Raw genomic sequence first — 23,943 nt, forward strand, 5'->3', positions numbered from 1 at the left:
AAGAATCACTATGTCAGAAATGGATTTAAGAAAAAGCACGGACCTCGACTTTCCCCGTTTTGCCGCCCCGGCTGTAAGCGCAAAAGAGATAGATCTTCTGGGATTGTTTGAGGTCCTTCTGGCGGCGAAAAAACGTATCGCCGCCATTATCTTTACTTTCGCGCTGGTGGGGCTGGCCGTTTCATTTTTACTGCCGCAGAAATGGACCAGTAAAGCGGTGATCACCCCGGCAGAACAGCTGCAGTGGAACCCACTGCGCCAGATGATGGTGGCGTTACAGGTGCTTGATGTGGACGTGAAGATTACCCGTCCGCAAATTTTTGACCTGTTTATTAAAAAGTTCCAGTCTCAGTCATTGCTCGAAGAGTATATGACAACCTCTCCTTACGTAACATCGAAGCTGCAAGGCACCACGGTGGATCCGCTTGAGCTGCATCGCGCGATAGTCAACATTTCAGATCGAATGAAAGCGGTGAATAACGCTCAGGGAAAAGAGGCGGATAAAACGCCTTATGTTTCCTGGACATTGAGCTTTACTGCGCCGACAGCTGACGATGCACAAGCCGTCCTGGCGGGGTACATTGATTATATCGCGGCTATTGTAGAAAAAGAGACGGTGCAGAATATCCGCAACCTGATCGCCCTAAAAACGAACGTCGTTGAGCAGCAGCTGGAACTGGATCGAGTTCGTCTGACCAATATTCACAATACCAACCTGCAGCGACTGAATTATTCGCTGGAAGTGGCAAATGCCGCAGGCATCAAGAGGCCGGTTTACAGCAACGGGCAGGCCGTAAAAGATGACCCGGATTACTCCGTTGCGCTCGGTGCTGACGGTATCGCGCAAAAGCTGCAGATTGAAAAAAATTTGAAGGACGTGACCGAGCTGAATGCGGATTTCCAGAACAGGGAATACTACCTCGCACAGCTGAAAAAGCTCTCCTTCTCCGATGTTAAACTTGAGCCATTCAGGTACCAGCTTTCTCCCTCCATGCCGGTGAAAAAGGATGGCCCGGGCAAGGCTCTGATTGTTGTTCTGGCGGCGCTTCTGGGGGGGATGTTTGCCTGCGGTAGTGTTTTACTGCGCGAGGCGATGCACACCCGTACTTCGCCGCCAGAGCCGGTGGGGAAATAAGCTCTGCAGTTTAAAAAGGTGCTGAATACAGCGCCTTTTTTTATGTACTTCGGTTGTGTTAAAAAAGAAACAAAGAAAAGGAGGGATGATGAAAACGATCGGCCTGTTAGGTGGAATGAGCTGGGAATCGACAATCCCTTATTACCGCCTGATTAATGAAGGGGTAAAGCAGCGTCTGGGTGGTCTGCACTCCGCAAGCCTGCTGCTGCACAGCGTTGATTTCCATGAAATCGAAGCCTGCCAGTCGAGCGGGGAGTGGGGTAAAGCCGGAGAGATCCTGGCCCAGGCGGCGCTGGGACTGGAGCGTGCCGGCGCCGAGGGTATCGTGCTTTGTACCAATACCATGCACAAAGTGGCGTCGCATATTGAGGACCGCTGCTCGCTGCCGTTTCTGCATATCGCGGATGCGACCGGTCGTGCGATTGCCGCATCCGGTATGCGCCGCGTAGCGCTTTTGGGCACACGCTACACCATGGAACAGGATTTTTATCGCGGGCGTTTGCACAGTGAATTTGGGATCGAGAGCCTTATCCCGGATGAAGACGATCGGGCGCGCATCAATCAGATTATCTTTGACGAGCTCTGCCTTGGCACCTTCAGCGAATCTTCCCGGGCGTATTACGTCAGCGTGATTGAAAAGCTGGCGCAGCAGGGGGCAGAAGGCGTGATCTTCGGGTGCACCGAGATTGGCCTGCTGGTGCCGGCCGAGCGAAGCCCCGTCCCGGTATTTGATACCACCGCCATTCACACGGCAGATGCCGTGGCGTTTATGCTGTCATAAGGGGTTTTGCAGGTCAGGTAAACGAAGCGCCACCTGACGCGCGTGCTCCATTAAGTGTTCGGTGAAAGCGTCCACCAGCGCGGAAGCCGGACGGTGCAGCGGGCGGATCAGGCTCACGGTGAACGGGACGGACACGCTAAAGCGGCGGATGACGATCCCGCTTCCGGCATAGTCCAGCGCCGTGAGCGGATTCACCACCGCGACGCCGACGCCTGCACGCACCATCGCGCAAATCGAAGCCGCACTGTGCGTTTCCACCACCATTCGCCGTTTGACCTGATGCTCGGCAAACAGGGTATCCAGCAGCTGTCTGTAACTGTCTGTCTGCGAAAGGCTAATGTAGTTTTCCCCGTGGAAATCCTCCGGCGTGAGCACTGCCTTACCGGCAAGCCGATGTCCGGCGGGCAAAACGCACACTTCATCTAACGAGATCAGCTCCGTACGCGCCGTTCCCGCTGGCGTGGAAAGGGTTTCGGTTAAGCCTAAATCATGGCGCTGAGCCGAAAGCCACTCTTCAAGCAGAGGGGATTCCTGAGGCACGATGGTGAGGCTGACCTCCGGGTATCGGGCCAGAAAGGGCTGCAGCAGCATCGGCAAAAAGGATTGCGAAAAGACGGGCAGGCAGACGATCGACAGCTCGCCCTGGCGAAACTCGCGCAGGCTTTCCGCAGCACTCACTATTCTGTCCAGTCCGTACCAGGAGCGCTGGACTTCCTCGAACAGGCGCAACCCCTGCACCGTCGGGTGAAGCCTGCCCCGGGTGCGCTCGAACAGCTTCAGCCCCAGCACTTTCTCGAACCGGGCCAGCTCGCGGCTCACCGTCGGCTGCGAGGTATGCAGCATCTGTGCGGCTTCGGTGAGATTGCCTGTGGTCATCACGGCGTGAAAAATCTCGATGTGGCGTAAATTGACGGCGGGCATAGGGCACCTGAAAGCAGATAACTGTCCATATCATTTTTGCATAGACTCGCGATAAAACGATATTTTTTATTCTCTTCGCGCTGTGGCGTAATCTTCAAAACGCATTTACCCGGAGAAGACCATGCCACGCCCGCTGAACCAGACTGAGACCGATTTGAACGCCGACAACCTGCTGCGCCTGCCTGCCGAGTTTGGCTGCCCGGTGTGGGTCTACGACGCGCAGATCGTTCGCGAGAAGATCGCCGCCCTGCATCAGTTTGACGTGGTGCGTTTTGCCCAGAAGGCGTGCTCCAATATTCATATTCTGCGCCTGATGCGTGAGCAGGGCGTGAAGGTCGACTCCGTTTCGCTTGGCGAAATCGAGCGCGCGCTGGCGGCCGGATTCGATCCGAAAGCCGACGGCGACGCGATCGTCTTCACCGCCGATGTGATCGACGATGCGACGCTTGCGCGCGTCCACGAACTGCAGATCCCGGTGAATGCCGGTTCTGTAGATATGCTGGAGCAGCTGGGTCAGGTTTCTCCCGGCCATCGCGTCTGGCTGCGCGTGAATCCAGGCTTTGGTCATGGTCACAGCCAAAAAACCAATACCGGCGGTGAAAACAGCAAGCACGGGATCTGGTATGCCGATATGCCTGCCGCGCTGGAGGTATTACAGCGCTATGGCCTGAAGCTGGTGGGGATTCATATGCACATTGGCTCTGGCGTCGATTACGGCCACCTGGAGCAGGTGTGCGGTGCGATGGTGCGCCAGGTTGTCGACTTCGGTCAGGATCTGGAGGCGATCTCCGCCGGTGGCGGTCTCTCCATTCCTTATCGCGAAGGTGAAGAGGCGATCGATACCGATCACTATTACGGTCTGTGGAGCGCCGCGCGTGACCAAATCGCCGCGCATCTTGGTCACGCGGTGAAGCTGGAAATTGAGCCGGGTCGTTTCCTGGTGGCGGAAGCCGGCGTGCTGGTTTCGCAGGTGCGCAGCGTCAAAGAGATGGGGTCTCGCCACTTCGTCTTGATTGATGCAGGCTTTAACGATCTGATGCGTCCGTCCATGTACGGCAGCTATCACCACATTACCGCCCTGGCTGCCGACGGCCGTGATTTAACGCAGGCGCCGCGCGTTGAGACGGTCGTTGCGGGCCCGCTGTGCGAATCGGGTGACGTGTTTACCCAGCAGGAAGGTGGCAAAGTGGAGACTCGCGCGCTGCCAGAGGTCAAACCGGGTGATTATCTTGTGCTGCATGATACCGGTGCCTACGGGGCGTCGATGTCATCTAACTACAACAGCCGCCCGCTGCTGCCGGAAGTGCTGTTTGATAACGGCAAGGCACGGCTGATCCGTCGTCGCCAGACCATTCAGGAACTGCTGGCTTTAGAACTCATCTGATGAAAGTACGGCCCCGTTGTGACCGAATCGCGTAACACCAGCGTGCCGGTAAACGGCGGGATAGCATTGGCCGGCTGGTTTTTTGCCAGCCGGATCGCCTGATCGATGGCCGTGACAATCATATTGTCGATGGGCAGATAAACCGATGAGAGCGCAGGCTCCAGCCATTTCGCGCTTGGGGCATCGTCAAAGCCGAACAGTGAAATATCCTGCGGAATTTTAAGCCCCGCCTGGTGTAACGCTTTGGACGCCCCCAGGGCCATATCGTCGTTACAGGCAAACAGGGCGCTAAACGGCACACCGGCGGCAATCAACTCCTTGCACAGCTCGTATCCCCGCGTCATTCCCGCATCGCCGTACTTTATCCGACGCTCGTCCAGACGAATGCCGTGCTTTTCCAGCGCTTTACGGTAGCCCATCAGCCGCGCTTTCCCGGTTGGGGTATGGATCGGAACGGTGATACAGGCGATCTCCCGATGGCCCTGGGCGATCAGGTAATCCACGGCCTTAAATGCGGCATCCTGCTGTTCGAAAAACACGCAGCGATCCGGCGCCTGGCTCACTTCACGGTTAATGACCACCAGCGGCGTTTTCACGGTGTTCATCAGTTTGACGATCGCTTTTTCGCTCATGTAGCGCGTGTAAAGCACGATGGCATCGCACTGGCGATCGGCCAGCATCTGCACCGCCTGTTCTTCCTGTTCCGGCGCGTCGTGACCGTCGGTGACGATCAGCTGTTTCCCGTGAGTTTCCGTCTGCCGCGACGCCTGCTGGAGAAGACGACCAAAGTAAAAGCCGTCGAAGGTCGAGACGACCAGGCCAATGCTGTTGCTGGTCTGGTTAGCCAGCGAACGCGCGAGAAAGTTCGGGCGATATCCCAGCTCTTCCATCGCAGCAAAGACCTGCTGACGCGTACTCTCTTTAACCTGACCTGTGCCGTTCAGCACGCGCGAGACGGTAGCCTTCGACACGCCCGCACGCAGTGAGACATCCAGCATTGTTGCCATTCTACATTCCTGCTTCCACGTAATGATTTGCAGTTTAACACAGACCTCACGGCGTATAAGCGATGCGGGAAGCGCAAAACTTCTGCCACGATCACGCTTTTTGGTCACGATTCGTCTGGCCTGCGTGAAGTAAAACTAAATAGTCTGACTCTGGTAAAATAATTGCCGAACCGAGCTGGGGCGACAGGCCAGCAAATACATGAGAAAACGCAGGTGAAACGTGAAAAAGATAGCCATCCTCCCGCTTTACCAGGCACCGCACTATGCGGAGCAGGTCACCGACTGGCTCTGGCAGGCCTTTGGCGAAGGGCTTTCTCGGGAATTTTTCCACAGCATCATTGAGCACAGCCAGACGCCGGGAGCATTACCGCTGACCTTTATCGCCGTAGAAGACGAACAGCTTGTTGGTACGGTAGGGCTCTGGCGCTGCGATTTGATCACCCGTCAGGATCTCTTTCCGTGGCTGGCGGCGCTCTACGTTGACGACGCGGCGCGAGGCAAGGGGCTGGCAGGAAAGCTACAGCAGCACGTTATTACCTGGGCCGCGCAGGCGGGATATGAAGAACTGCACCTCTGGTCTGCCTGCCGCGACTTCTACGAACGTTACGGCTGGCAGTATATCGGTGATGGGCTGGAATACCCCAACACGCGGGTTCACCTCTATCGCTATTCGCTCTGCGCTTCCGCAGGTGAAGCAACGGAGTGACGGCGAACCAGCGTCGGGCTAAACAGATGCGTAATATCCGGCGGCTGGCGCTGTTCAGCCAGCGCTAGCGCCAGCTCGGCGGCCTGCGTTGCCATGGTGATAATCGGGTAGCGCACGGTGGTCAGACGCGGGCGCACGTAGCGAGAGACCAGCACGTCATCGAAGCCAATCAGCGAAATTTCTGCCGGTACCTCAATCCCGTTGTCATTCAGCACCCCCATTGCCCCTGCGGCCATCGAGTCGTTATAGCTGGCAACCGCCGTGAAATTTCGTCCGCGACCGAGCAGCTCGGTCATGGCCTGTTCACCGCCGCTCTCATCCGGTTCACCGTAGGCCACCAGACGGTCATTACACGGCAGGCCGTTTTCGCGCAGGGCGTCGTAGTAGCCCTGCAGGCGGTCTTCCGCATCAGAAATCGGGTGATTGGAACAGAGATAGCCAATCCGGGTATGGCCCTGTTGAATCAGATGACGGGTCGCAAGCCAGGCACCGTAGCGGTCGTCGAGGGCCACACAGCGTTTTTCAAACCCGGGAATAATGCGGTTGATGATCACCATTCCAGGCATCTGCTTCATCAGGTGAATCAGTTCGGCATCCGGGATCATTTTGGCGTGAACTACCAGCGCGGCGCAGCGGTGGCGGATCAGCTGCTCGATGGCCTGGCGTTCTTTTTGCTCATTATGATAGCCGTTGCCGATCAGCAAAAAATTGCCTGTCTGATAAGAGACCTGTTCAACCGCTTTCACCATGGCGCCGAAAAAGGGGTCGGAAACATCACCCACTACCAGCCCAATTGTTTCGGTGGACTGCTGGGCGAGCGCGCGGGCATTAGCATTGGGATGATAATTCAGGGATTCCATGGCGGTTTGTACCGCCTGGCGCGATGCGTCACTGGCTTTTGGGGAGTCGTTAATCACGCGAGAGACGGTTGCCACAGACACACCTGCCAGACGGGCCACATCCTTTATTGTCGCCATTCATTACCTTCTTATTGGGGGTAAGCGTTTACACACCAAATAGTGTTGCGGAAAAGCGGCGCGCATTCAAGGGGAGCGAATTTCCGCGCTCCACAAACGTGACGCAGGACAACCCTGGTAGTGTAATCGTTACACGCGCAGTCGTGTCTGAAGAATGTCAATCTGAACCTTTGGTTACACTTTGCGTCAGGCTGTTGCGATTGGCCAATGGCGAGGTGGTCAAAGAGGTTGATACAGTCAAAGTCCCAGAGGTATTGATAGGTGGAATCAACTCCGGTTGATTAACACGCTTTACACCAACCTGCGTTTTTACGCAGGTTTTTTTTGCCTGATAGTTCAATCTGTAACAGCAACAGAGAATATTCACACCTGGTTGCACTTAGGCTCATTCCCTTGCGTTTTCCTGCTGGCGAAGCGCAGGGCGAACGGCCACAATCAAGATCCCAGAGGTATTGATTGGTGAGAATTCTTAGTACGGTTTCGTACTCATCTCTTGCACCAACCTGCGCGGATGCGCAGGTTTTTTTTCGCCTCCACTTTTGCTGTCGCTCCCGTATCACTTCTCGTGTAATCTGCCACCATTTACTATCAACCCTCCACACTGGCTGGCAAAGGGAGTTGAGATGCTATTTGGGTTCTTCCGTACACTGTTCCGTATTCTTTTTCGCATCCGCGTCACTGGCGATGCCCAGGCGCTTCGCGGTGAACGCGTTCTTATCACACCAAATCATGTTTCCTTTATAGACGGCATTCTGCTGGCGCTATTTTTACCCGTGCGCCCGGTGTTTGCGGTCTATACCTCTATCAGCCAGCAGTGGTACATGCGCTGGCTCACGCCGCTGATTGATTTTGTGCCGCTCGACCCGACAAAGCCGATGATGATTAAGCATCTGGTGCGTCTGGTTGAGCAGGGGCGTCCGGTGGTTATTTTCCCGGAAGGGCGTATTTCAGTGACCGGTTCGCTGATGAAAATCTATGACGGGGCGGGGTTTGTTGCCGCGAAATCAAAAGCGACCGTGGTGCCGCTGCGCATTGAAGGCGCAGAACTGACCCATTTCAGCCGCCTGAAGGGGCTGGTGAAGCAGCGTCTGTTCCCAAAAATCACGCTGCATATTCTGCCGCCCACGTCGTTACCAATGCCGGACGCGCCGCGTGCCCGCGATCGCCGTAAAATCGCCGGGGAAATGCTGCATCAGATTATGATGGAAGCGCGCATGGCCGTGCGCCCGCGCGAAACGCTGTACGAGTCCCTGCTTTCCGCGCAGCACCGCTATGGCGCGAAGAAAAACTGCATCGAAGACATCAACTTTACCCCGGATACCTATCGCAAGCTGCTGACCAAGACCCTGTTTGTGGGCCGCATTCTGGAGAAGTACAGCAAAAAGGGCGAAAAGATTGGCCTGATGCTGCCTAACGCGGGCATCAGCGCGGCGGTGATTTTTGGTGTGGTTTCCCGGGGGCGCATCCCGGCAATGATGAACTACACGGCGGGGGTGAAAGGACTGACCAGCGCCATCACCGCTGCCCAGATTAATACCGTCTTTACCTCTCGTCAGTTCCTGGACAAAGGCAAGCTCTGGCATCTTCCCGAGCAGCTCACCCAGGTGCGCTGGGTCTTCCTGGAGGATCTGAAAGCGGACGTAACCACCGGCGACAAGCTGTGGATTTTTGCTCACCTGATGATGCCGCGTCTGGCGCAGGTCAAACAGCAGCCGGAAGATGACGCGATTATCCTCTTCACGTCGGGTTCGGAGGGCAACCCGAAAGGCGTTGTCCACAGCCACAAGAGCATTCTGGCGAACGTTGAGCAGATCAAAAGCATTGCCGACTTTACCGCGAATGACCGTTTTATGTCGGCGCTGCCGCTGTTCCACTCCTTTGGCCTGACGGTGGGGCTGTTTACGCCGCTGCTGACCGGCGCAGAAGTGTTCCTCTACCCAAGTCCGCTGCATTATCGCATTGTGCCGGAGCTGGTGTATGACCGTAACTGCACCGTCCTGTTCGGCACTTCAACCTTCCTCGGCAACTACGCGCGCTTCGCCAATCCGTATGACTTCTATCGCGTGCGGTATGTGGTGGCCGGTGCGGAAAAACTGCAGGAGAGCACGCGTCAGATCTGGCAGGACAAGTTTGGCCTGCGCATTCTCGAAGGCTATGGCGTTACCGAGTGTGCTCCCGTGGTCTCGATTAACGTACCGATGGCGGCGAAACCGGGCACGGTGGGCCGAATTCTGCCGGGGATGGACGCGCGTCTGCTGGCCGTGCCGGGCATTGAAGACGGTGGCCGTCTGCAGCTGAAAGGGCCAAACGTGATGAACGGTTATCTGCGCGTGGAAAACCCAGGCGTGCTTGAGGTGCCGACGGCTGAAAACGTCAACGGCGAGGTTGAAACCGGCTGGTACGACACCGGTGATATTGTCCGTTTTGATGAACAAGGCTTTGTACAGATTCAGGGACGCGCGAAGCGCTTCGCCAAAATCGCCGGTGAAATGGTCTCGCTGGAAATGGTTGAGCAACTGGCGACGGCCGTGTCTGCGGATAAGATGCATGCGACGGTAGTGAAGAGCGATGCCAGCAAAGGCGAGGCGCTGGTGCTGTTTACGACCGACGCTGAGCTTAAGCGCGACAGGTTACTGAGCTATGCGCGTGAACACGGTATTCCTGAACTGGCAGTGCCGCGCGATATTCGCTACCTGAAGCAGCTCCCGGTGCTGGGTAGCGGGAAGCCCGATTTCGTGACCCTGAAAGGCATGGTTGAAGAGGCGGAACAGCAAAATGCGTGAGTCAGTACACACTAACACATCGCTCAGGTCGAAAGGCATGATGGCCGTCATCGCTGCGCAGTTTCTCTCTGCGTTCGGTGATAACGCGCTGTTGTTTGCTACGCTGGCGCTGCTGAAGGCCGAGTTTTACCCCGACTGGAGCCAGCCGATCCTGCAGATGGTGTTTGTGGGCGCTTACATTATCTTTGCTCCGTTCGTCGGGCAGGTGGCGGACAGTTTCCCGAAAGGCCGGGTGATGATGTTTGCCAACGGCCTCAAGCTGCTGGGTGCCGCCAGCATTTGCTTTGGCTTCAACCCGTTTATTGGCTACACGCTGGTGGGCATCGGCGCTGCCGCCTACTCCCCGGCGAAGTATGGCATTCTCGGAGAGCTGACCACGGGCGATAAGCTGGTGAAAGCCAACGGCCTGATGGAGTCGTCAACCATTGCCGCAATCCTGCTCGGATCCGTCGCGGGCGGCGTACTGGCCGACTGGCATGTCCTGGCGGCACTGGGCATCTGCGCGGTGGTGTATGGCGGGGCGGTTGTGGCGAACCTGTTTATTCCCAAATTGCCTGTGGCTCGCCCGGGGCAATCCTGGCGCTTTAAACCAATGACCGGCAGTTTCTTTACCGCCTGTCGCGTGCTGTGGCGTAACGGTGAAACGCGTTTCTCATTGATGGGGACCAGTATGTTCTGGGGCGCGGGCGTCACGCTGCGCTTCCTGCTGGTGCTGTGGGTGCCGGTGGCGCTGGGGATTACCGACAACGCGACGCCGACCTATCTTAACGCGATGGTGGCCATCGGCATTGTGGTGGGGGCCGGCGCGGCGGCGAAGCTGGTGACGCTCGAGACGGTAGCACGCTGCATGCCTGCAGGGATCCTGATTGGCGTCGTAGTGCTTATTTTCTCGCTGCAGCATGCATTATTGCCTGCGTATGTCCTCCTCATCCTTATTGGTATTCTGGGCGGTTTCTTCGTGGTGCCGCTGAACGCGTTACTGCAGGAACGTGGCAAGCAGACCGTCGGGGCGGGGAACGCCATTGCGGTACAAAACCTGGGTGAAAACCTGGCGATGCTGTTAATGCTGGGGCTCTACTCGCTGGCGGTAAAAGTGGGTGTGCCGGTGGTGGGGATTGGCGTCGGGTTTGGCGGGCTGTTTGCGCTGGCGATTGCGGGTTTGTGGATCTGGCAGCGTCGGCGTTGATAAGTGCGGCCTGATGCCCTCACCCCGGCCCTCTCCCACAGGGAGAGGGAGCAAACCCTAAAAACGGCAACCTGCGTTGCCGTTTTGCTTTTATTACGGCGCAGGATACGTATAAACCTGATGCACCGCTTCAATCTCCGCTAACACCTCTTCACTCAGGTTCAGATGGAAACTCTCAATATTGGTTTTCAGCTGTTCCATCGTGGTTGCGCCCAGCAGGGTGCTGGCAACAAACGGCTGACGACGCACGAAGGCCAGCGCCATCTGTGCAGGGTCAAGACCGTGACGCTTTGCGATATCCACATAGGCTGCAACGGCTTTCTGCGTCTGCTCGCCGCTGTAGCGGGTAAAGCGGCTAAAGAGGGTATTTCTCGCCCCGGCCGGTTTCGCGCCGTTCAGGTATTTCCCCGTCAGCGTGCCAAAGCCGAGACAGGAATAGGCGAGCAGTTCCACTTCTTCATATTGCGTCACTTCGGCCAAACCAACCTCATAGCTACGGTTAAGCAGGCTGTACGGGTTCTGGATGGTGACGATACGCGGCAGATCGTGTTTATCTGCCAGGTGCAGATAGCGCATTACGCCAAAGGCCGTTTCGTTAGAGACGCCAATGTAGCGGATTTTTCCCGCGCGCTGGCACTCGGTCAGCGCTTCCAGCGTTTCCAGCAGCGTTACGGCGGGGGCGCTCTCATTCCAGCTGTAGCCGAGCTTACCAAAGCAGTTGGTTGGACGCTGCGGCCAGTGCACCTGATACAGGTCGAGATAGTCGGTTTGCAGGCGCTTCAGGCTGGCGTCCAGTGCGGCGCGGATATTTTTGCGATCGAGGATCTGATTCGGGCGGATCCCGGTATCGTTGTTGCGCGCGGGGCCACTGACTTTTGAGGCAATCACCAGCTTTTCACGGTTGCCATGTTTTGCCAGCCAGTTACCGACGTAGGTTTCGGTAAGTCCCTGCGTTTCCGGACGTGGCGGAACAGGGTACATCTCTGCAACATCAATCAGGTTAATCCCCTGGCTGACGGCGTAATCGAGTTGTGCATGGGCATCGGCTTCGCTGTTTTGTTCACCAAATGTCATCGTGCCCAACCCCAGTTGGCTAATTTCCAGAGCGCTGTGGGGGATACGGTGATAATGCATAGCCGGCTTCCTCAGTAGACTTATAGACCGCGTCAGGGCGTGCCCGACAAAGGAATATAAACATGGCAGAGGGGAAGCAAAAGGGGAAGAAAAAAATCAAAAAGGCCAGCAAGCGACTGACCTTTATCTGTTTATCGCTCGATAATTTGCGATACTTCGTCGCGATTGATCTGCATTTTATTGCCTTCCTGGTCGCGGTAGCTGACCAGACCGGTATCATCGTCGACTTCGGGTTTACCGTCGGTCAGGATCATTCGACCATCTTTTGTTGCCATGACGTAATCGCTGCTACAGCCCGATACGGCAAACGCTAAACCGACTGCTGAAACTAACACTGCCCATTTTTTCATCGTTATCGTCCTCATCTGGCGCGTATCAAATCATAATCTAGTATTAACCCGATATGGCGACTTGAGGAAGCGGTAAAATCTTAAAAAGCAGTCGATTATGTTTGAGAGCTCGCAAAATAAGTAAAAAACTATGTTTTTAACAGGAAATGACGGGCAAGGAGTGCGCCGGTGAAATTCTTTTTGAGATAAAAACCGCGCGGTAACGTCAGTATCGGCTCACCCTTCGCGCCGATTGCCTCGGTAAGCGCTTTGCTGTTGGCCGCTTTCGGGCGCAATTGTAAAACTTCTCCGTGTCGGGCGGTGATGCGCTCTACCTGCCCAAGCACAATCATGTCCATCAGCTCCTCCCAGTCCAGACGCAGCTGTTGCTCCTCATCGTCGTTCGGGCTCCAGAGCAGCGGCGCGCCAACGCGACGGTCAGCCAGGGGGATCTGACGTTCACCTTCGACCGGTACCCACAACACGCGCTTCAGCTTGTGGCGAACGTGGCTGGTTTCCCACGTCACGCCCGTGTTGCCGGTTAGTGGCGCAACGCAGACGAAGGTGGTCTCAAGAGGCTTACCCTGGCTGTCTATCGGGATGGTTTTTAACTCCACGCCAAGCGCTGCAAAATCCTGCTCGGGTTTGCTTCCTGCGCTGGCACCCAGCCACAGCTCAAGCAGCATGCCGATCCAGCCTTTATCCCGTTTCAGATCCTTGGGGATCTGAAGCCCTGCCATTGCCGCCAGCTCGCCAAGAGAAAAGCCTGCAAGACGCCGTGCCTGCTGTAGCAACTGACCTTCGCTGGATGGCGGTGAGAGCAAGGGTGTAAGCGGATGCATGAAGGTAACCTTTTGATTAAAAAATAAACTAAGAAATTGTCCCCTGTGGATAGAGTTTAACTATTTCTGTACCAATATTCCATATCTATGATTTATAGGTTTTTTTATTGGTTTGAAATCGTTTTGCCAGACTCAGAAAACCGGTTGTTCAAATCTGGTCACTGACAATGAACAGGATCTTACACCATGTTATCCACAGAAAAATGGGATAACTGGGCATAACCCTGACTACTGTTTCAATTTACAGCCTTGACGTGCGATGAAAATCGAATTTTCAAACAAATTGTGACTAACTTATTGGCACAATCTGTGGATAAAACCGACGCTGTTCGATCTTTCATCAGCATGACGATCCCTGATGTGACGATCGTCACGATATTCTGTTTTGTGCTCATGGAAATACATTTAACTATTTGAAAATAATTGCATTATCTAATTAAGGTGAAAAAGGGGAGACTGCATAGTTTGAGGTTGTTCATCGGTAATCAGACACTTCTTCACAACTATATCCACAGAAAAGGTGAATAAAATTCCCTTCACCACCTCTCATCTGTTTATAACTCAGCACTTATTTGTGAGTTATTCAAATGTTATTAGGTTGCAGCCCTGTAAGAGAGTGGTTTACCGCCTCCCTGTAGTGTGAAACAATCATTCATATATAAGGTTTAGTTTGGGGTAGTCCGGTGATTGATGACGATGGCTACCGCCCGAACGTAGGAATAGTAATTTGTAATCGTCAGGGCCAGGTAATGTGGGCCCGGCGATATGGTCAGCACTCCTGGCAGTTCCCTCAAGGCGGGATCAATCCGGGAGAGTCCCCAGAACAAGCGATGTACCGGGAGCTTTTTGAAGAGGTCGGTTTAAGCCGAAAAGATGTTCGCATCCTGGCTTCGACCCGCAACTGGTTGCGTTACAAGTTACCGAAACGTTTGGTGCGTTGGGACACAAAGCCGGTTTGTATCGGCCAGAAACAGAAGTGGTTTCTGTTGCAGTTGGTGGGCAACGATTCAGACATCAATATGCAAACCAGCAGTACGCCGGAGTTCGATGGCTGGCGCTGGGTGAGCTATTGGTATCCTGTTCGTCAGGTCGTGTCATTTAAACGCGATGTTTACCGTAGGGTGATGAAAGAGTTTGCAAGTGTGGTAATGCAGCTTCAGGAGATCCCGCCTAAGCCGCAGAGCGCACCTGCCTGGCGACGTAAAAGAGGTTAAGCTACGCAAATCATGCTCACCCGCTTGCGAGAAATAGTCGAGAAGGTGGCCAGTGCTCCGCGTCTGAACGAGGCGCTGAATATTCTGGTCACTGACATCTGTCTTGCGATGGAGACCGAGGTCTGTTCGGTGTATCTGGCCGACCACGATCGGCGTTGCTATTACCTGATGGCGACCCGTGGTTTGAAAAAACCACGTGGACGCACCGTCACGCTTGCATTTGATGAAGGTATCGTGGGCCTGGTTGGGCGGCTGGCTGAACCCATCAACCTTGCTGACGCGCAAAAACACCCCAGCTTTAAATACATCCCTTCCGTAAAAGAAGAGCGCTTTCGCGCTTTCCTTGGCGTGCCGATTATCCAGCGTCGCCAGCTGCTCGGCGTGCTGGTTGTCCAGCAGCGCGAGCTACGTCAGTACGATGAAAGCGAAGAGTCTTTCCTCGTCACGCTGGCCACGCAGATGGCGGCGATCCTCTCCCAGTCCCAGCTTGCCGCGCTCTTTGGTCAGTATCGCCATACGCGCATTCGTGCCCTTCCTGCATCGCCAGGCGTAGCGATTGCGGAAGGCTGGATGGACGCCACGCTGCCGCTGATGGAGCAGGTTTACGAAGCCTCAACGCTTGATGAAGCGCTTGAGCGCGAGCGTCTTACCGCCGCGCTGGAAGAGGCGGCGAATGAATTTCGTCGTTACAGCAAGCGCTTTGCCGCAGGCGCACAGAAAGAGACGGCGGCCATCTTCGACCTCTATTCGCACCTGCTCTCCGACGCGCGTCTGCGTCGTGAGCTGTTTGCGGAGGTGGATAAAGGCTCGGTCGCAGAGTGGGCGGTTAAGAAGGTCATCGAAAAATTTGCTGACCAATTTGCGGCATTGACCGACGGTTATCTGAAAGAACGGGCTGGAGATCTCCGCGCCCTGGGACAGCGTCTGCTGTTCCATCTCGATGACACCATTCAGGGGCCGAATGCCTGGCCAAAACGGTTTGTTCTGGTCGCCGATGAGCTCTCGGCAACGACGCTGGCTGAACTGCCTCAGGACAGGCTGGCTGGTGTGGTGGTGCGCGATGGTGCCGCCAACTCGCATGCCGCCATTATGGTGCGCGCGCTGGGTATCCCAACCGTTATGGGAGCGGATATCCAGCCGTCGGTACTGCACCGCCGTACGCTGGTAGTGGACGGCTATCGCGGTGAGCTGCTGGTCGATCCTGAGCCGGTTCTGCTCCAGGAATACCAGCGTCTTATCAGCGAAGAGAATGAATTAAGCAAGCTGGCGGAAGATGACGTTAACCTGCCCGCACAGCTTAAGAGCGGAGAGCGGATCAAAGTCATGCTCAATGCCGGTTTAAGCCCTGAGCATGAAGAAAAGCTTGGCAGCCGCATCGACGGTATTGGCCTGTACCGTACTGAAATCCCGTTCATGCTGCAGAGCGGTTTCCCCTCCGAAGAGGAGCAGGTGGCGCAGTATCAGGGGATGCTGCAGATGTTTAACGACAAACCTGTCACCCTGCGAACCCTGGATGTCGGCGCGGATAAACAGCTGCCCTATATGCCGATCAGCGAAGAAAACCCGTGCCTGGGCTGGCGTGGGATCCGCATTACGCTCGATCAGCCGGAGATCTTCCTGATCCAGGTGCGTGCGATGCTGCGCGCCAACGCGGCGACGGGCAATCTCAGCATCTTACTCCCGATGGTCACCAGCATTGATGAGATCGACGAGTCCCGGCGGCTGATCGAGCGTGCAGGCCGTGAAGTGGAAGAGATGATCGGCTATGCGATCCCGAAACCGCGGATCGGGGTGATGCTTGAAGTGCCGTCTATGGTCTTTATGCTGCCGCAGCTGGCAAACCGTGTTGATTTTATCTCTGTCGGCACAAACGACCTAACGCAATATATTCTGGCCGTCGACCGTAACAATACCCGCGTCGCCAGTATTTACGACAGCCTGCATCCGGCGATCATTCGCGCGTTAGCGATGATTGCCCGTGAAGCGGAACAGTACGGCATTGATTTACGCCTGTGCGGTGAAATGGCCGGGGATTCAATGTGCGTTGCGATCCTGATTGGTCTGGGATACCGCCATCTGTCGATGAACGGTCGCGCTGTCGCCCGCGTGAAGTACCTGCTGCGGCATATCGACATCAACGATGCCCGCGAGCTGGCTGAACGCAGCCTTGACGCGCAGCTGGCCGCTGAGGTTCGTCATCAGGTCGCGGCGTTTATGGAACGGCGCGGTATGGGCGGCCTGATCCGCGGCGGCCGCTAATCATCTTTCTGCCTCTCCCTCCGGGAGAGGGCTCCAGCGTGCATAAAACCCTATACACATCTTTTACATCTCTGGCGCATCCTCCGCGCCAGCCTTGTGCTATGATTCGCAACTTTGGAGCCTCTGCTTACGGCAGAATCGCATTTCTACCGCTGTCCACTTTCAGCGGAATAACAACATCTTGTGGTGACAGATGAACAGTGGTTATCTGCATTTTCCGGAATTTGATCCGGTCATTTTCTCAGTAGGACCTGTTTCGCTTCACTGGTACGGTCTGATGTACCTGGTGGGCTTCATTTTTGCCATGTGGCTCGCTGGCCGTCGCGCCAGTCGTCCGGGCAGCGGCTGGACGAAAAACGAAGTTGAAAACCTGCTCTATGCGGGCTTCCTCGGCGTGTTCCTCGGTGGCCGTATTGGGTACGTGCTGTTCTATAACTTCCCGGTATTCCTGAACGATCCGCTCTATCTGTTCCGCGTCTGGGACGGCGGCATGTCCTTCCACGGCGGCCTGATTGGGGTGATCCTGGTGATGGTGATTTTTGCCAAACGCACCAAACGCAACTTCTTCCAGGTTTCAGATTTTATCGCACCGCTGATCCCTTTTGGTCTCGGCGCTGGCCGTCTGGGTAACTTTATCAACGGTGAGCTGTGGGGCCGCGTCGACCCGAGCGTGCCGTACACGATGCTCTTCCCGGGCTCTCGCGCAGAAGATATCGCGTTGCTGCCATCACACCCGGAGTGGCAGTCCATTTTCGATACCTACGGCGTTCTGCCGCGCCATATGTCTCAGCTTTATGAGCTGGCGCTGGAAGGCGTGGTGCTGTTTATCATCCTCAACCTGTTTATCCGCAAACCGCGTCCGATGGGCGCTGTCTCCGGCCTGTTCCTGATTGGCTACGGCGCATTCCGTATTATCGTCGAGTTCTTCCGTCAGCCAGACGCACAGTTTACCGGCGAATGGGTACAGTACATCAGCATGGGGCAGATCCTCTCCATTCCGATGATTGTCGCGGGTGCCATTATGATGATTTGGGCGTATCGTCGTCGTCCACAGCAACAAATTTCCTGAGGAACCATGAAACAGTATCTTGAATTGATGAAAAAAGTGCTCGACGAGGGCACGCCGAAAAACGACCGCACCGGCACCGGTACGCTCTCCATTTTTGGCCACCAGATGCGCTTCAACCTGCAAGAAGGTTTCCCACTGGTGACGACAAAGCGCTGCCATCTGCGCTCGATCATTCATGAACTGCTCTGGTTCCTGCAAGGCGATACCAACGTTGCGTATCTGCACGAAAATAACGTCTCAATCTGGGACGAATGGGCAGATGAAAACGGCAACCTGGGCCCGGTTTACGGCAAGCAGTGGCGCGCCTGGCCAACGCCTGATGGCCGCCATATTGACCAGATCACCACCGTGATGAACCAGCTGAAAAACGATCCGGACTCGCGCCGAATCATCGTTTCCGCCTGGAACGTCGGCGAGCTGGATAAAATGGCGCTGGCACCGTGCCACGCGTTCTTCCAGTTCTATGTCGCTGACGGCAAGCTCTCCTGCCAGCTCTACCAGCGCTCCTGTGACGTGTTCCTCGGCCTGCCGTTTAACATTGCCAGCTATGCGCTGTTGGTCCACATGATGGCGCAGCAGTGCGACCTGGAAGTGGGTGATTTTGTCTGGACCGGTGGGGACACCCATCTTTACAGCAACCATATGGAACAGACGCATCTCCAGCTGACCCGCGAACCGCGTGCGCTGCCGAAGCTGATTATCAAACGCAAACCGGCATCAATCTTCGACTATCGCTTTGATGATTTCGAGATTGAGGGCTATGACCCGCATCCGGGCATCAAAGCGCCCGTCGCTATCTGATGCGATAAAGCGTGACACAACCGGTGCTCTTTAGCGCCGGTTTTTTTTCGCCTTTATCTCGTTTCCCGAAGCGCTATCCAGAAAGCGTGCAACGCGCTGCAACACTCCTGATTCTCCGGATAACGCCTCGTAAAACGAGGATCCGTCGCTCGTCATGTTCACCGCGCTTCGCCACACTCCCGATATGAAAAAAGAGAACGGTTTTACGCTTATCGAAACGCTGGTCGCGATTTCGCTTGTCGTTATCCTCAGCGCCTCGGGTCTGTACGGCTGGGACAGCTGGCAGCGGCAGCAGCGGCTGTGGCAAACCGCCAGTCAGGTACGAGATTACCTGCTGTTTCTACGCAATCATGCCAACCGCTACAACCGCGACCATCAAATTACCCATCAGCGGGTGGGAGGCATGGATTGTCTGCTGAGCTCTGCCGCGCAAGGCTGTGAGAAGGGCAATCCCTTTGTGCTGATACCACTCTGGCCTGAGGTCGCGATCGGCGAGGTAACGCCGTCGCTCGCGTTCTATGGATTAAAGGATACGGCTTGGGCTGGGCGGATACGCGTTCAAAGCCGCGCAGGAGAATGGCTGATTATTGTCTCAAATGGAGGACGCATCAGGATGTGTAAGGTCTCTGCGGGAGGTTCATGTCGATGAAGCAGCGAGGTTTCTCACTGACTGAAGTTCTGATTGCAACGGCGATTAGCAGCCTCCTGCTGATAAGCGCATCGCGTTTTTTACCCGGCTTGCAGCGTGCGGTCTTAGCGCAATCCGGCCAGAGACAACTGGAGGAAGAGGTCTGGCACCACCTGTTCGCCCTGGGCAAACAGCTCCAGCGTGCGGGGTACTGCGCGGGAAACTGTCAGGGACAGGCGCTGGTGACAGCCAGGCAAGGAAGTTGCGTCATTGTGCGGTGGGATGCCAACAGTAACGGCAGCTGGGATAACAGCGCATCAGAAAATGACAGCACCGGTTTTCGACTGGAGTCTGGTGCGCTTGAAACCCAGCGTGGAGCGATTTCATGTGAAGGAAAAGGATGGGAAAAGCTCACGGACCCGGACAGGCTTACTATCGCGCATTTTGTGGTGAGGACAGTGGAACATGCCGGTTTTGCGCCAGAGGTGAATATCGAACTGGCGGCGATTCGTAAAGGCGAGAAGGGGGAGCCCTGGCAGGCGTTGTATACGGTCACGGGGTACAACCTGTGAATCGTCAACGCGGAATGTCTTCGCTGGCGATGGTTCTGCTTTTACTGGTGCTCGGTACTCTGATCCTCACCGGTCTCAATCAGCAGCTCACAACGTTTAGCGCGCTCGTCGGCGGTGAGAGCCGTTCGCTTCAGCAGCAGGCGGCGGTGCAGTCCGCGCTTGAGTGGGGACGGGTTCAGAGCTGGTCGTCAGAGCCACAGGTTCAGTGCAAGAAGACTCCTGCGTGGCGAGCGTGTTTGCGCCCGCTGAGTGGGGCGCGTGTGCTGCTGATTGCCGGAGACAGCGACCTGCTGCTCTGGCGCTCAGGAGAGATTGTCGACGGGAACGTTCGCTTTTCGCCTCATGGCTGGAGTGATTTTTGTCCCCTTAAGGAGAGCGCGTTATGCCAGCTGCCGTGAGCAGAGAAAAAGGGTTTAGCATGGTTGAGGTACTGCTGGCGATGATGCTGCTGGTGATCGTCGTGACGGCTTTGTCCGGCTATCATCGGGCGTTGGCGGCTCGGTTTACCCTGTTTAACCAGTATCGACAGCTCTGGCATCATGCCTGGAATCAGTCTCAGCTCTCAACAAATGTTCTCCCGGCTGGCTGGCAGGCCAGTCGGGGGCAGACAACGCACGCAGGATGTGTCAGCATCACGGTCACACTTATTTCTCCTCTGGGGCGGCGCGGTGAGATAACGCGCCTGCATTGCCCGGTTAGCCAGTAGTCGGGAGCGTCTATGTTAAGGGTCTACCACTCAAATCGTCTGGATGTGCTGGAAGCGCTGATGGAATTTATCGTTGAGCGCGAGCGGCTTGACGATCCTTTTGAGCCTGAAATGGTGCTGGTGCAGAGCACCGGTATGGCACAGTGGCTGCAAATGTCGCTTTCCCGTAAATTTGGCATAGCCGCAAATATTGATTTCCCGCTGCCCGCGAGTTTTATCTGGGAGATGTTTGTGCGCGTGTTGCCGGACATCCCGGAGCAGAGCGCCTTCAATAAACAAGGCATGAGCTGGAAGCTCATGGCGCTGCTGCCGGAAATGCTGCAGCACGATGAATTCGCCATGCTGCGCCACTACCTCAATGACGATACCGATAAGCGCAAGCTGTTCCAGCTGGCGTCGCGCACCGCCGATCTCTACGACCAATACCTTGTTTACCGTTCTGACTGGTTAATTCGTTGGGAAGCGGGCGAGTTGGTTGAAGGGCTACCGGAGGCGCAAATATGGCAGGCACCGCTGTGGAAAGCGCTGGTAGAGCATACGGAGAAACTTGGGCAGCCTCAGTGGCACCGTGCCAACCTGTACGATCGGTTTATCTCCATACTCGAGAATGCGTCGGAGCGCCCGGCCCGACTGCCGTCACGCGTTTTTATCTGCGGGATATCCGCATTACCGCCTGTTTATCTGAAGGCGTTGAACGCGCTGGGTAAACATATTGATATTCATATTTTGTTCACCAACCCTTGCCGACAGTATTGGGGGGATATCCTCGACGAACGTTGGCTTGCGCGGCTGGTGACTCGCCAACGAAAGCGCCTTTTTGAAGAACGTTCCGTCCCGCTGTTTAAAGACGGCTCGACTGCCGGGCAGCTTTTTGATGAAGACGGTATCCAGAACCTGCCCAATCCACTGCTTGCCTCGTGGGGGAAGCTGGGGCGTGACTACATTCACATGCTTTCAGACATCACTTCATCAGGCGAAGGTGACGTGGATGCCTTTGTCGATATTGCCCCGGATAGCCTGCTGCATCATATTCAGCTGGATATCCTCGATCTGGAAAACCGTGCCGTGATGGGCGTGACGGCGAAAGAATTCGAACGCAGCGACAGCAAGCGTAAGCTGGATGCTGACGATCGCAGCGTCACGATCCATGTTTGCCATAGCCCTCAGCGTGAGGTCGAAGTGCTTCACGACCAGCTGCTGGCGATGCTGCAGGACGATCCCGAACTGACGCCACGCGATATTGTGGTGATGGTGGCGGATATCGACAGCTACAGTCCCTTCATTCAGGCCGTTTTTGGCAGTGCGACGGGCGAGCGATATCTGCCTTACGCTATCTCTGACCGTCGTGCCCGTCAGTCGCATCCGGCATTGCAGGCCTTTATCACTCTGCTTTCACTGCCGGATAGCCGCTTTATCTCCGAAGATGTCCTGGCGTTACTGGATGTTCCCGTGCTGGCTGCACGCTTCAACATCAATGAAGAGGGGCTGCGCTACCTTCGCCAGTGGGTGAATGAATCTGGCGTACGCTGGGGGATCGATGACGATAACGTTCAGGAGTTCGAACTTCCTCCAACCGGGCAGCACACGTGGCGTTTTGGCCTGACGCGTATGCTGCTGGGCTACGCCATGGAGAGCAGCCAGGGCGAGTGGAATGAGGTGCTGCCTTACGATGAGTCCAGCGGGTTAATTGCTGAACTGGTGGGGCATTTAGCGTCACTCCTGATGCAGCTTAACCGCTGGCGACACGAGCTGATGCAGCCGCGTCCGCTTGAAGCGTGGCTTCCGGTTTGCAGGGTATTGCTTAATGATTTCTTCCTGCCAGACAGTGACACCGAAGCGGCAATGGCACTGATTGAAACGCAGTGGCAGGCGATCGTCGATGAAGGCGTGAATTCCCATTATCAGGAGGCAATCCCACTGTCGCTGTTGAGGGATGAGCTAACGCAGCGGCTTGACCAGGAGCGAATCAGCCAGCGTTTCCTGGCAGGCCCCATCAATATCTGCACCCTGATGCCAATGCGTTCTATCCCGTTTAAAGTGGTCTGTCTGCTTGGCATGAACGACGGCGTTTATCCGCGCGCGCTGGCGCCGCTGGGGTTCGATTTGATGAGTGCAGATCCAAAGCGGGGCGACCGTAGCCGCCGCGATGATGACCGCTACCTCTTCCTTGAGGCGCTCATTTCCGCCCAGAGTAAGCTCTATATCAGCTATATCGGCCGTTCCATTCAGGACAACAGCGAGCGTTTTCCCTCCGTACTGGTGCAGGAGCTGGTGGATTATATCGGCCAGAGTCACTATCTGCCGGGGGATGAAGATCGCAACTGCGATGAAAGCGAGAAGAGGGTGAAAGCCCATATCACCTGTTTCCACAGCCGCATGCCGTTTGACCCGGTGAACTACACGCCCAGCGAGCGCCAGAGCTATGCGCAGGAGTGGCTGCCGGCGGCGAAAAAGGAGGGGAGTGCGCATACCGATTTCATTCAGGAGCTTGACCCGCGCCCTGTCGACACCCTGACCTTCGAACAGCTTCAGCGGTTTTGGGCGCATCCGGTGCGCGCCTTCTTCCAGCAGCGATTGCAGGTCAACTTCCGTTCTGAAGAGAGTGAAATTCCTGATGCAGAGCCTTTTACGCTGGAAGGGCTGGAGCGCTACCAGTTAAACCTGCAGCTGTTGAATGCGCTGGTTGACGAGGAAGATGCGGACAAACTTTACCGCCGCTACCGTGCTGCAGGACAGTTGCCTTATGGGGCGTTCGGAGAAATTGTGTGGGAGGCGCAGTGTCAGGAGATGACCGCCCTGGCAGAGCGCGTAAGAGAGTGCCGACAGCCAGGGAAAAGCATTGAAATCGATCTCAACTGCAATGGTGTACAGCTCACGGGCTGGTTAACCCAGGTTCAGCCGGACGGGCTGCTGCGCTGGCGGCCTTCTATGCTGAGCGTTTCACAGGGTTTGCAACTCTGGCTGGAACATCTTGTCTACAGTGCGGATGGTCATAAAGGTGAAAGTCGGATTTTCGTGCGCAAAGAGGGCGAATGGCGCTTCCCGCCGATGGAGTCTGAGCAGGCGTTACGGTATCTGTCTTTGTACATTGAGGGCTACCGTCAGGGAATGAACAAACCGCTCCTGCTGTTGCCGGAAAGTGGCGGGGCCTGGATAAAAGCCTGTTATGACGCACAGAATGATGCGATGTTAACGGATGAGGCGTCACTGCAGAAAGCGCGCAGTAAATTTATGCAGGCCTACGAAGGTAACATGATGGTACGGGGCGAAGGTGAAGATGTCTGGTATCAGCGCTTATGGCGAACGCTTGAGCCAGAGTACTTTGAGGCCATCACGGAAGAGGCGCAGCGCTACCTGCTGCCGTTGTTTAAATTTAATCAGTCCTGAGCGCTGTATAAAAATTGCGCAGTGTGGGGTGTTCAATTATGATGCACTTCTTATCACGGACTGATGTACCCAATAAAGAGATGTTGGCGTGTCCAGCACGCAATGTATTAATGATGTAGCCG

21 protein-coding genes are annotated in these 23,943 nt (G+C 55.7%); 15 read left to right on the plus strand and 6 right to left on the minus strand.

The window, feature by feature from the left end; all coding sequences use genetic code 11:
* The first annotated feature begins 10 nt into the window (after positions 1-10).
* Together wzz(fepE) and HCH49_RS16325 are read left to right on the plus strand one after the other, a co-directional pair.
* A complete protein-coding gene (wzz(fepE), locus tag HCH49_RS16320; RefSeq protein ID WP_221703006.1) occupies positions 11-1,135 on the plus strand; it encodes an LPS O-antigen length regulator Wzz(fepE) in 1,125 nt (374 codons plus the stop codon).
* An 88-nt stretch (positions 1,136-1,223) separates the two neighbouring features.
* The gene (locus HCH49_RS16325; protein ID WP_221703102.1) at positions 1,224-1,916 is read left to right on the plus strand and encodes an aspartate/glutamate racemase; all 693 of its coding nucleotides are present in this window, start codon (positions 1,224-1,226) and stop codon (positions 1,914-1,916) included.
* Here HCH49_RS16325 and HCH49_RS16330 read toward each other — a convergent pair.
* Complete coding sequence (locus HCH49_RS16330) at positions 1,911-2,837, minus strand: LysR family transcriptional regulator (protein WP_033146451.1); 927 nt, start codon at positions 2,835-2,837, stop codon at positions 1,911-1,913. The genes HCH49_RS16325 and HCH49_RS16330 overlap by 6 nt on opposite strands.
* 121 nt (positions 2,838-2,958) lie before the next feature.
* Here HCH49_RS16330 and lysA point away from each other — a divergent pair, with 121 nt between their 5' ends.
* A complete protein-coding gene (lysA, locus tag HCH49_RS16335) occupies positions 2,959-4,221 on the plus strand; it encodes a diaminopimelate decarboxylase (protein WP_047060034.1) in 1,263 nt (420 codons plus the stop codon).
* Here the strand turns inward: lysA and HCH49_RS16340 are convergent.
* Entirely contained in the window at positions 4,191-5,228 is a 1,038-nt protein-coding gene (locus tag HCH49_RS16340) for a LacI family DNA-binding transcriptional regulator (protein ID WP_221703007.1), read from the minus strand. The two genes, lysA and HCH49_RS16340, sit on opposite strands and share 31 nt — an antisense overlap.
* Before the next feature lie 229 nt (positions 5,229-5,457).
* On the opposite strand from HCH49_RS16340, the gene HCH49_RS16345 reads away from it, so the two are divergent.
* On the plus strand, positions 5,458-5,934 hold the full coding sequence (locus tag HCH49_RS16345; protein ID WP_064673566.1) for a GNAT family N-acetyltransferase: 477 nt from the start codon (positions 5,458-5,460) through the stop codon (positions 5,932-5,934).
* Here the strand turns inward: HCH49_RS16345 and galR are convergent.
* Positions 5,895-6,911 carry an HTH-type transcriptional regulator GalR gene (gene galR, locus HCH49_RS16350; RefSeq protein WP_023309052.1) on the minus strand — a complete coding sequence of 339 codons (1,017 nt, stop codon included), beginning with the start codon at positions 6,909-6,911 and terminating at the stop codon, positions 5,895-5,897. The two genes, HCH49_RS16345 and galR, sit on opposite strands and share 40 nt — an antisense overlap.
* A gap of 623 nt (positions 6,912-7,534) precedes the next feature.
* Here galR and aas point away from each other — a divergent pair.
* A complete protein-coding gene (aas, locus tag HCH49_RS16355; RefSeq protein ID WP_221703008.1) occupies positions 7,535-9,694 on the plus strand; it encodes a bifunctional acyl-ACP--phospholipid O-acyltransferase/long-chain-fatty-acid--ACP ligase in 2,160 nt (719 codons plus the stop codon).
* A complete protein-coding gene (lplT, locus tag HCH49_RS16360; protein WP_047060028.1) occupies positions 9,687-10,880 on the plus strand; it encodes a lysophospholipid transporter LplT in 1,194 nt (397 codons plus the stop codon). The genes aas and lplT overlap by 8 nt, the downstream gene beginning before the upstream one ends.
* A gap of 93 nt (positions 10,881-10,973) precedes the next feature.
* Here lplT and HCH49_RS16365 read toward each other — a convergent pair whose 3' ends face one another.
* The 3 genes from HCH49_RS16365 to mutH form a co-directional block, all read right to left on the minus strand.
* Positions 10,974-12,014: an NADP(H)-dependent aldo-keto reductase gene (locus tag HCH49_RS16365; RefSeq protein ID WP_038417288.1), complete on the minus strand. Its 1,041-nt coding sequence runs from the start codon at positions 12,012-12,014 to the stop codon at positions 10,974-10,976.
* Between the two features lie 131 nt (positions 12,015-12,145).
* Positions 12,146-12,364, minus strand: a complete 219-nt coding sequence (locus tag HCH49_RS16370; protein WP_008499668.1) for a YgdI/YgdR family lipoprotein — start codon at positions 12,362-12,364, stop codon at positions 12,146-12,148.
* Positions 12,365-12,492: 128 nt separating this feature from the next.
* Positions 12,493-13,185, minus strand: a complete 693-nt coding sequence (gene mutH, locus HCH49_RS16375) for a DNA mismatch repair endonuclease MutH (protein ID WP_033146444.1) — start codon at positions 13,183-13,185, stop codon at positions 12,493-12,495.
* Positions 13,186-13,868: 683 nt separating this feature from the next.
* On the opposite strand from mutH, the gene rppH reads away from it, so the two are divergent.
* The 9 genes from rppH to recC all read left to right on the plus strand — a co-directional run bounded on the left by rppH (position 13,869) and on the right by recC (position 23,821).
* On the plus strand, positions 13,869-14,399 hold the full coding sequence (gene rppH / locus HCH49_RS16380) for an RNA pyrophosphohydrolase (protein WP_013098553.1): 531 nt from the start codon (positions 13,869-13,871) through the stop codon (positions 14,397-14,399).
* Between the two features lie 12 nt (positions 14,400-14,411).
* Positions 14,412-16,658, plus strand: coding sequence for a phosphoenolpyruvate--protein phosphotransferase (ptsP, locus tag HCH49_RS16385; RefSeq protein ID WP_023309047.1), 2,247 nt, complete (start codon positions 14,412-14,414; stop codon positions 16,656-16,658).
* Positions 16,659-16,851: 193 nt separating this feature from the next.
* A complete protein-coding gene (lgt, locus tag HCH49_RS16390; RefSeq protein ID WP_023309046.1) occupies positions 16,852-17,727 on the plus strand; it encodes a prolipoprotein diacylglyceryl transferase in 876 nt (291 codons plus the stop codon).
* Positions 17,728-17,733: 6 nt separating this feature from the next.
* The gene (thyA, locus tag HCH49_RS16395) at positions 17,734-18,528 is read left to right on the plus strand and encodes a thymidylate synthase (RefSeq protein ID WP_014885081.1); all 795 of its coding nucleotides are present in this window, start codon (positions 17,734-17,736) and stop codon (positions 18,526-18,528) included.
* Between the two features lie 184 nt (positions 18,529-18,712).
* Entirely contained in the window at positions 18,713-19,177 is a 465-nt protein-coding gene (locus HCH49_RS16400; protein ID WP_033146582.1) for a prepilin peptidase-dependent protein, read from the plus strand.
* Complete coding sequence (locus tag HCH49_RS16405; RefSeq protein WP_221703009.1) at positions 19,168-19,728, plus strand: prepilin peptidase-dependent protein; 561 nt, start codon at positions 19,168-19,170, stop codon at positions 19,726-19,728. The genes HCH49_RS16400 and HCH49_RS16405 overlap by 10 nt, the downstream gene beginning before the upstream one ends.
* Complete coding sequence (locus HCH49_RS16410) at positions 19,725-20,126, plus strand: DUF2509 family protein (RefSeq protein WP_087823252.1); 402 nt, start codon at positions 19,725-19,727, stop codon at positions 20,124-20,126. The genes HCH49_RS16405 and HCH49_RS16410 overlap by 4 nt, the downstream gene beginning before the upstream one ends.
* A complete protein-coding gene (locus HCH49_RS16415; RefSeq protein ID WP_047173533.1) occupies positions 20,111-20,434 on the plus strand; it encodes a prepilin-type N-terminal cleavage/methylation domain-containing protein in 324 nt (107 codons plus the stop codon). The genes HCH49_RS16410 and HCH49_RS16415 overlap by 16 nt, the downstream gene beginning before the upstream one ends.
* A gap of 12 nt (positions 20,435-20,446) precedes the next feature.
* A complete protein-coding gene (gene recC / locus HCH49_RS16420; protein ID WP_221703010.1) occupies positions 20,447-23,821 on the plus strand; it encodes an exodeoxyribonuclease V subunit gamma in 3,375 nt (1,124 codons plus the stop codon).
* Positions 23,822-23,943: the final 122 nt, after the last annotated feature.

It is taken from the genome of Enterobacter sp. Y17 (genome assembly GCF_019730495.1).
Classification (GTDB): Bacteria; Pseudomonadota; Gammaproteobacteria; order Enterobacterales; family Enterobacteriaceae; genus Enterobacter; species Enterobacter asburiae_B.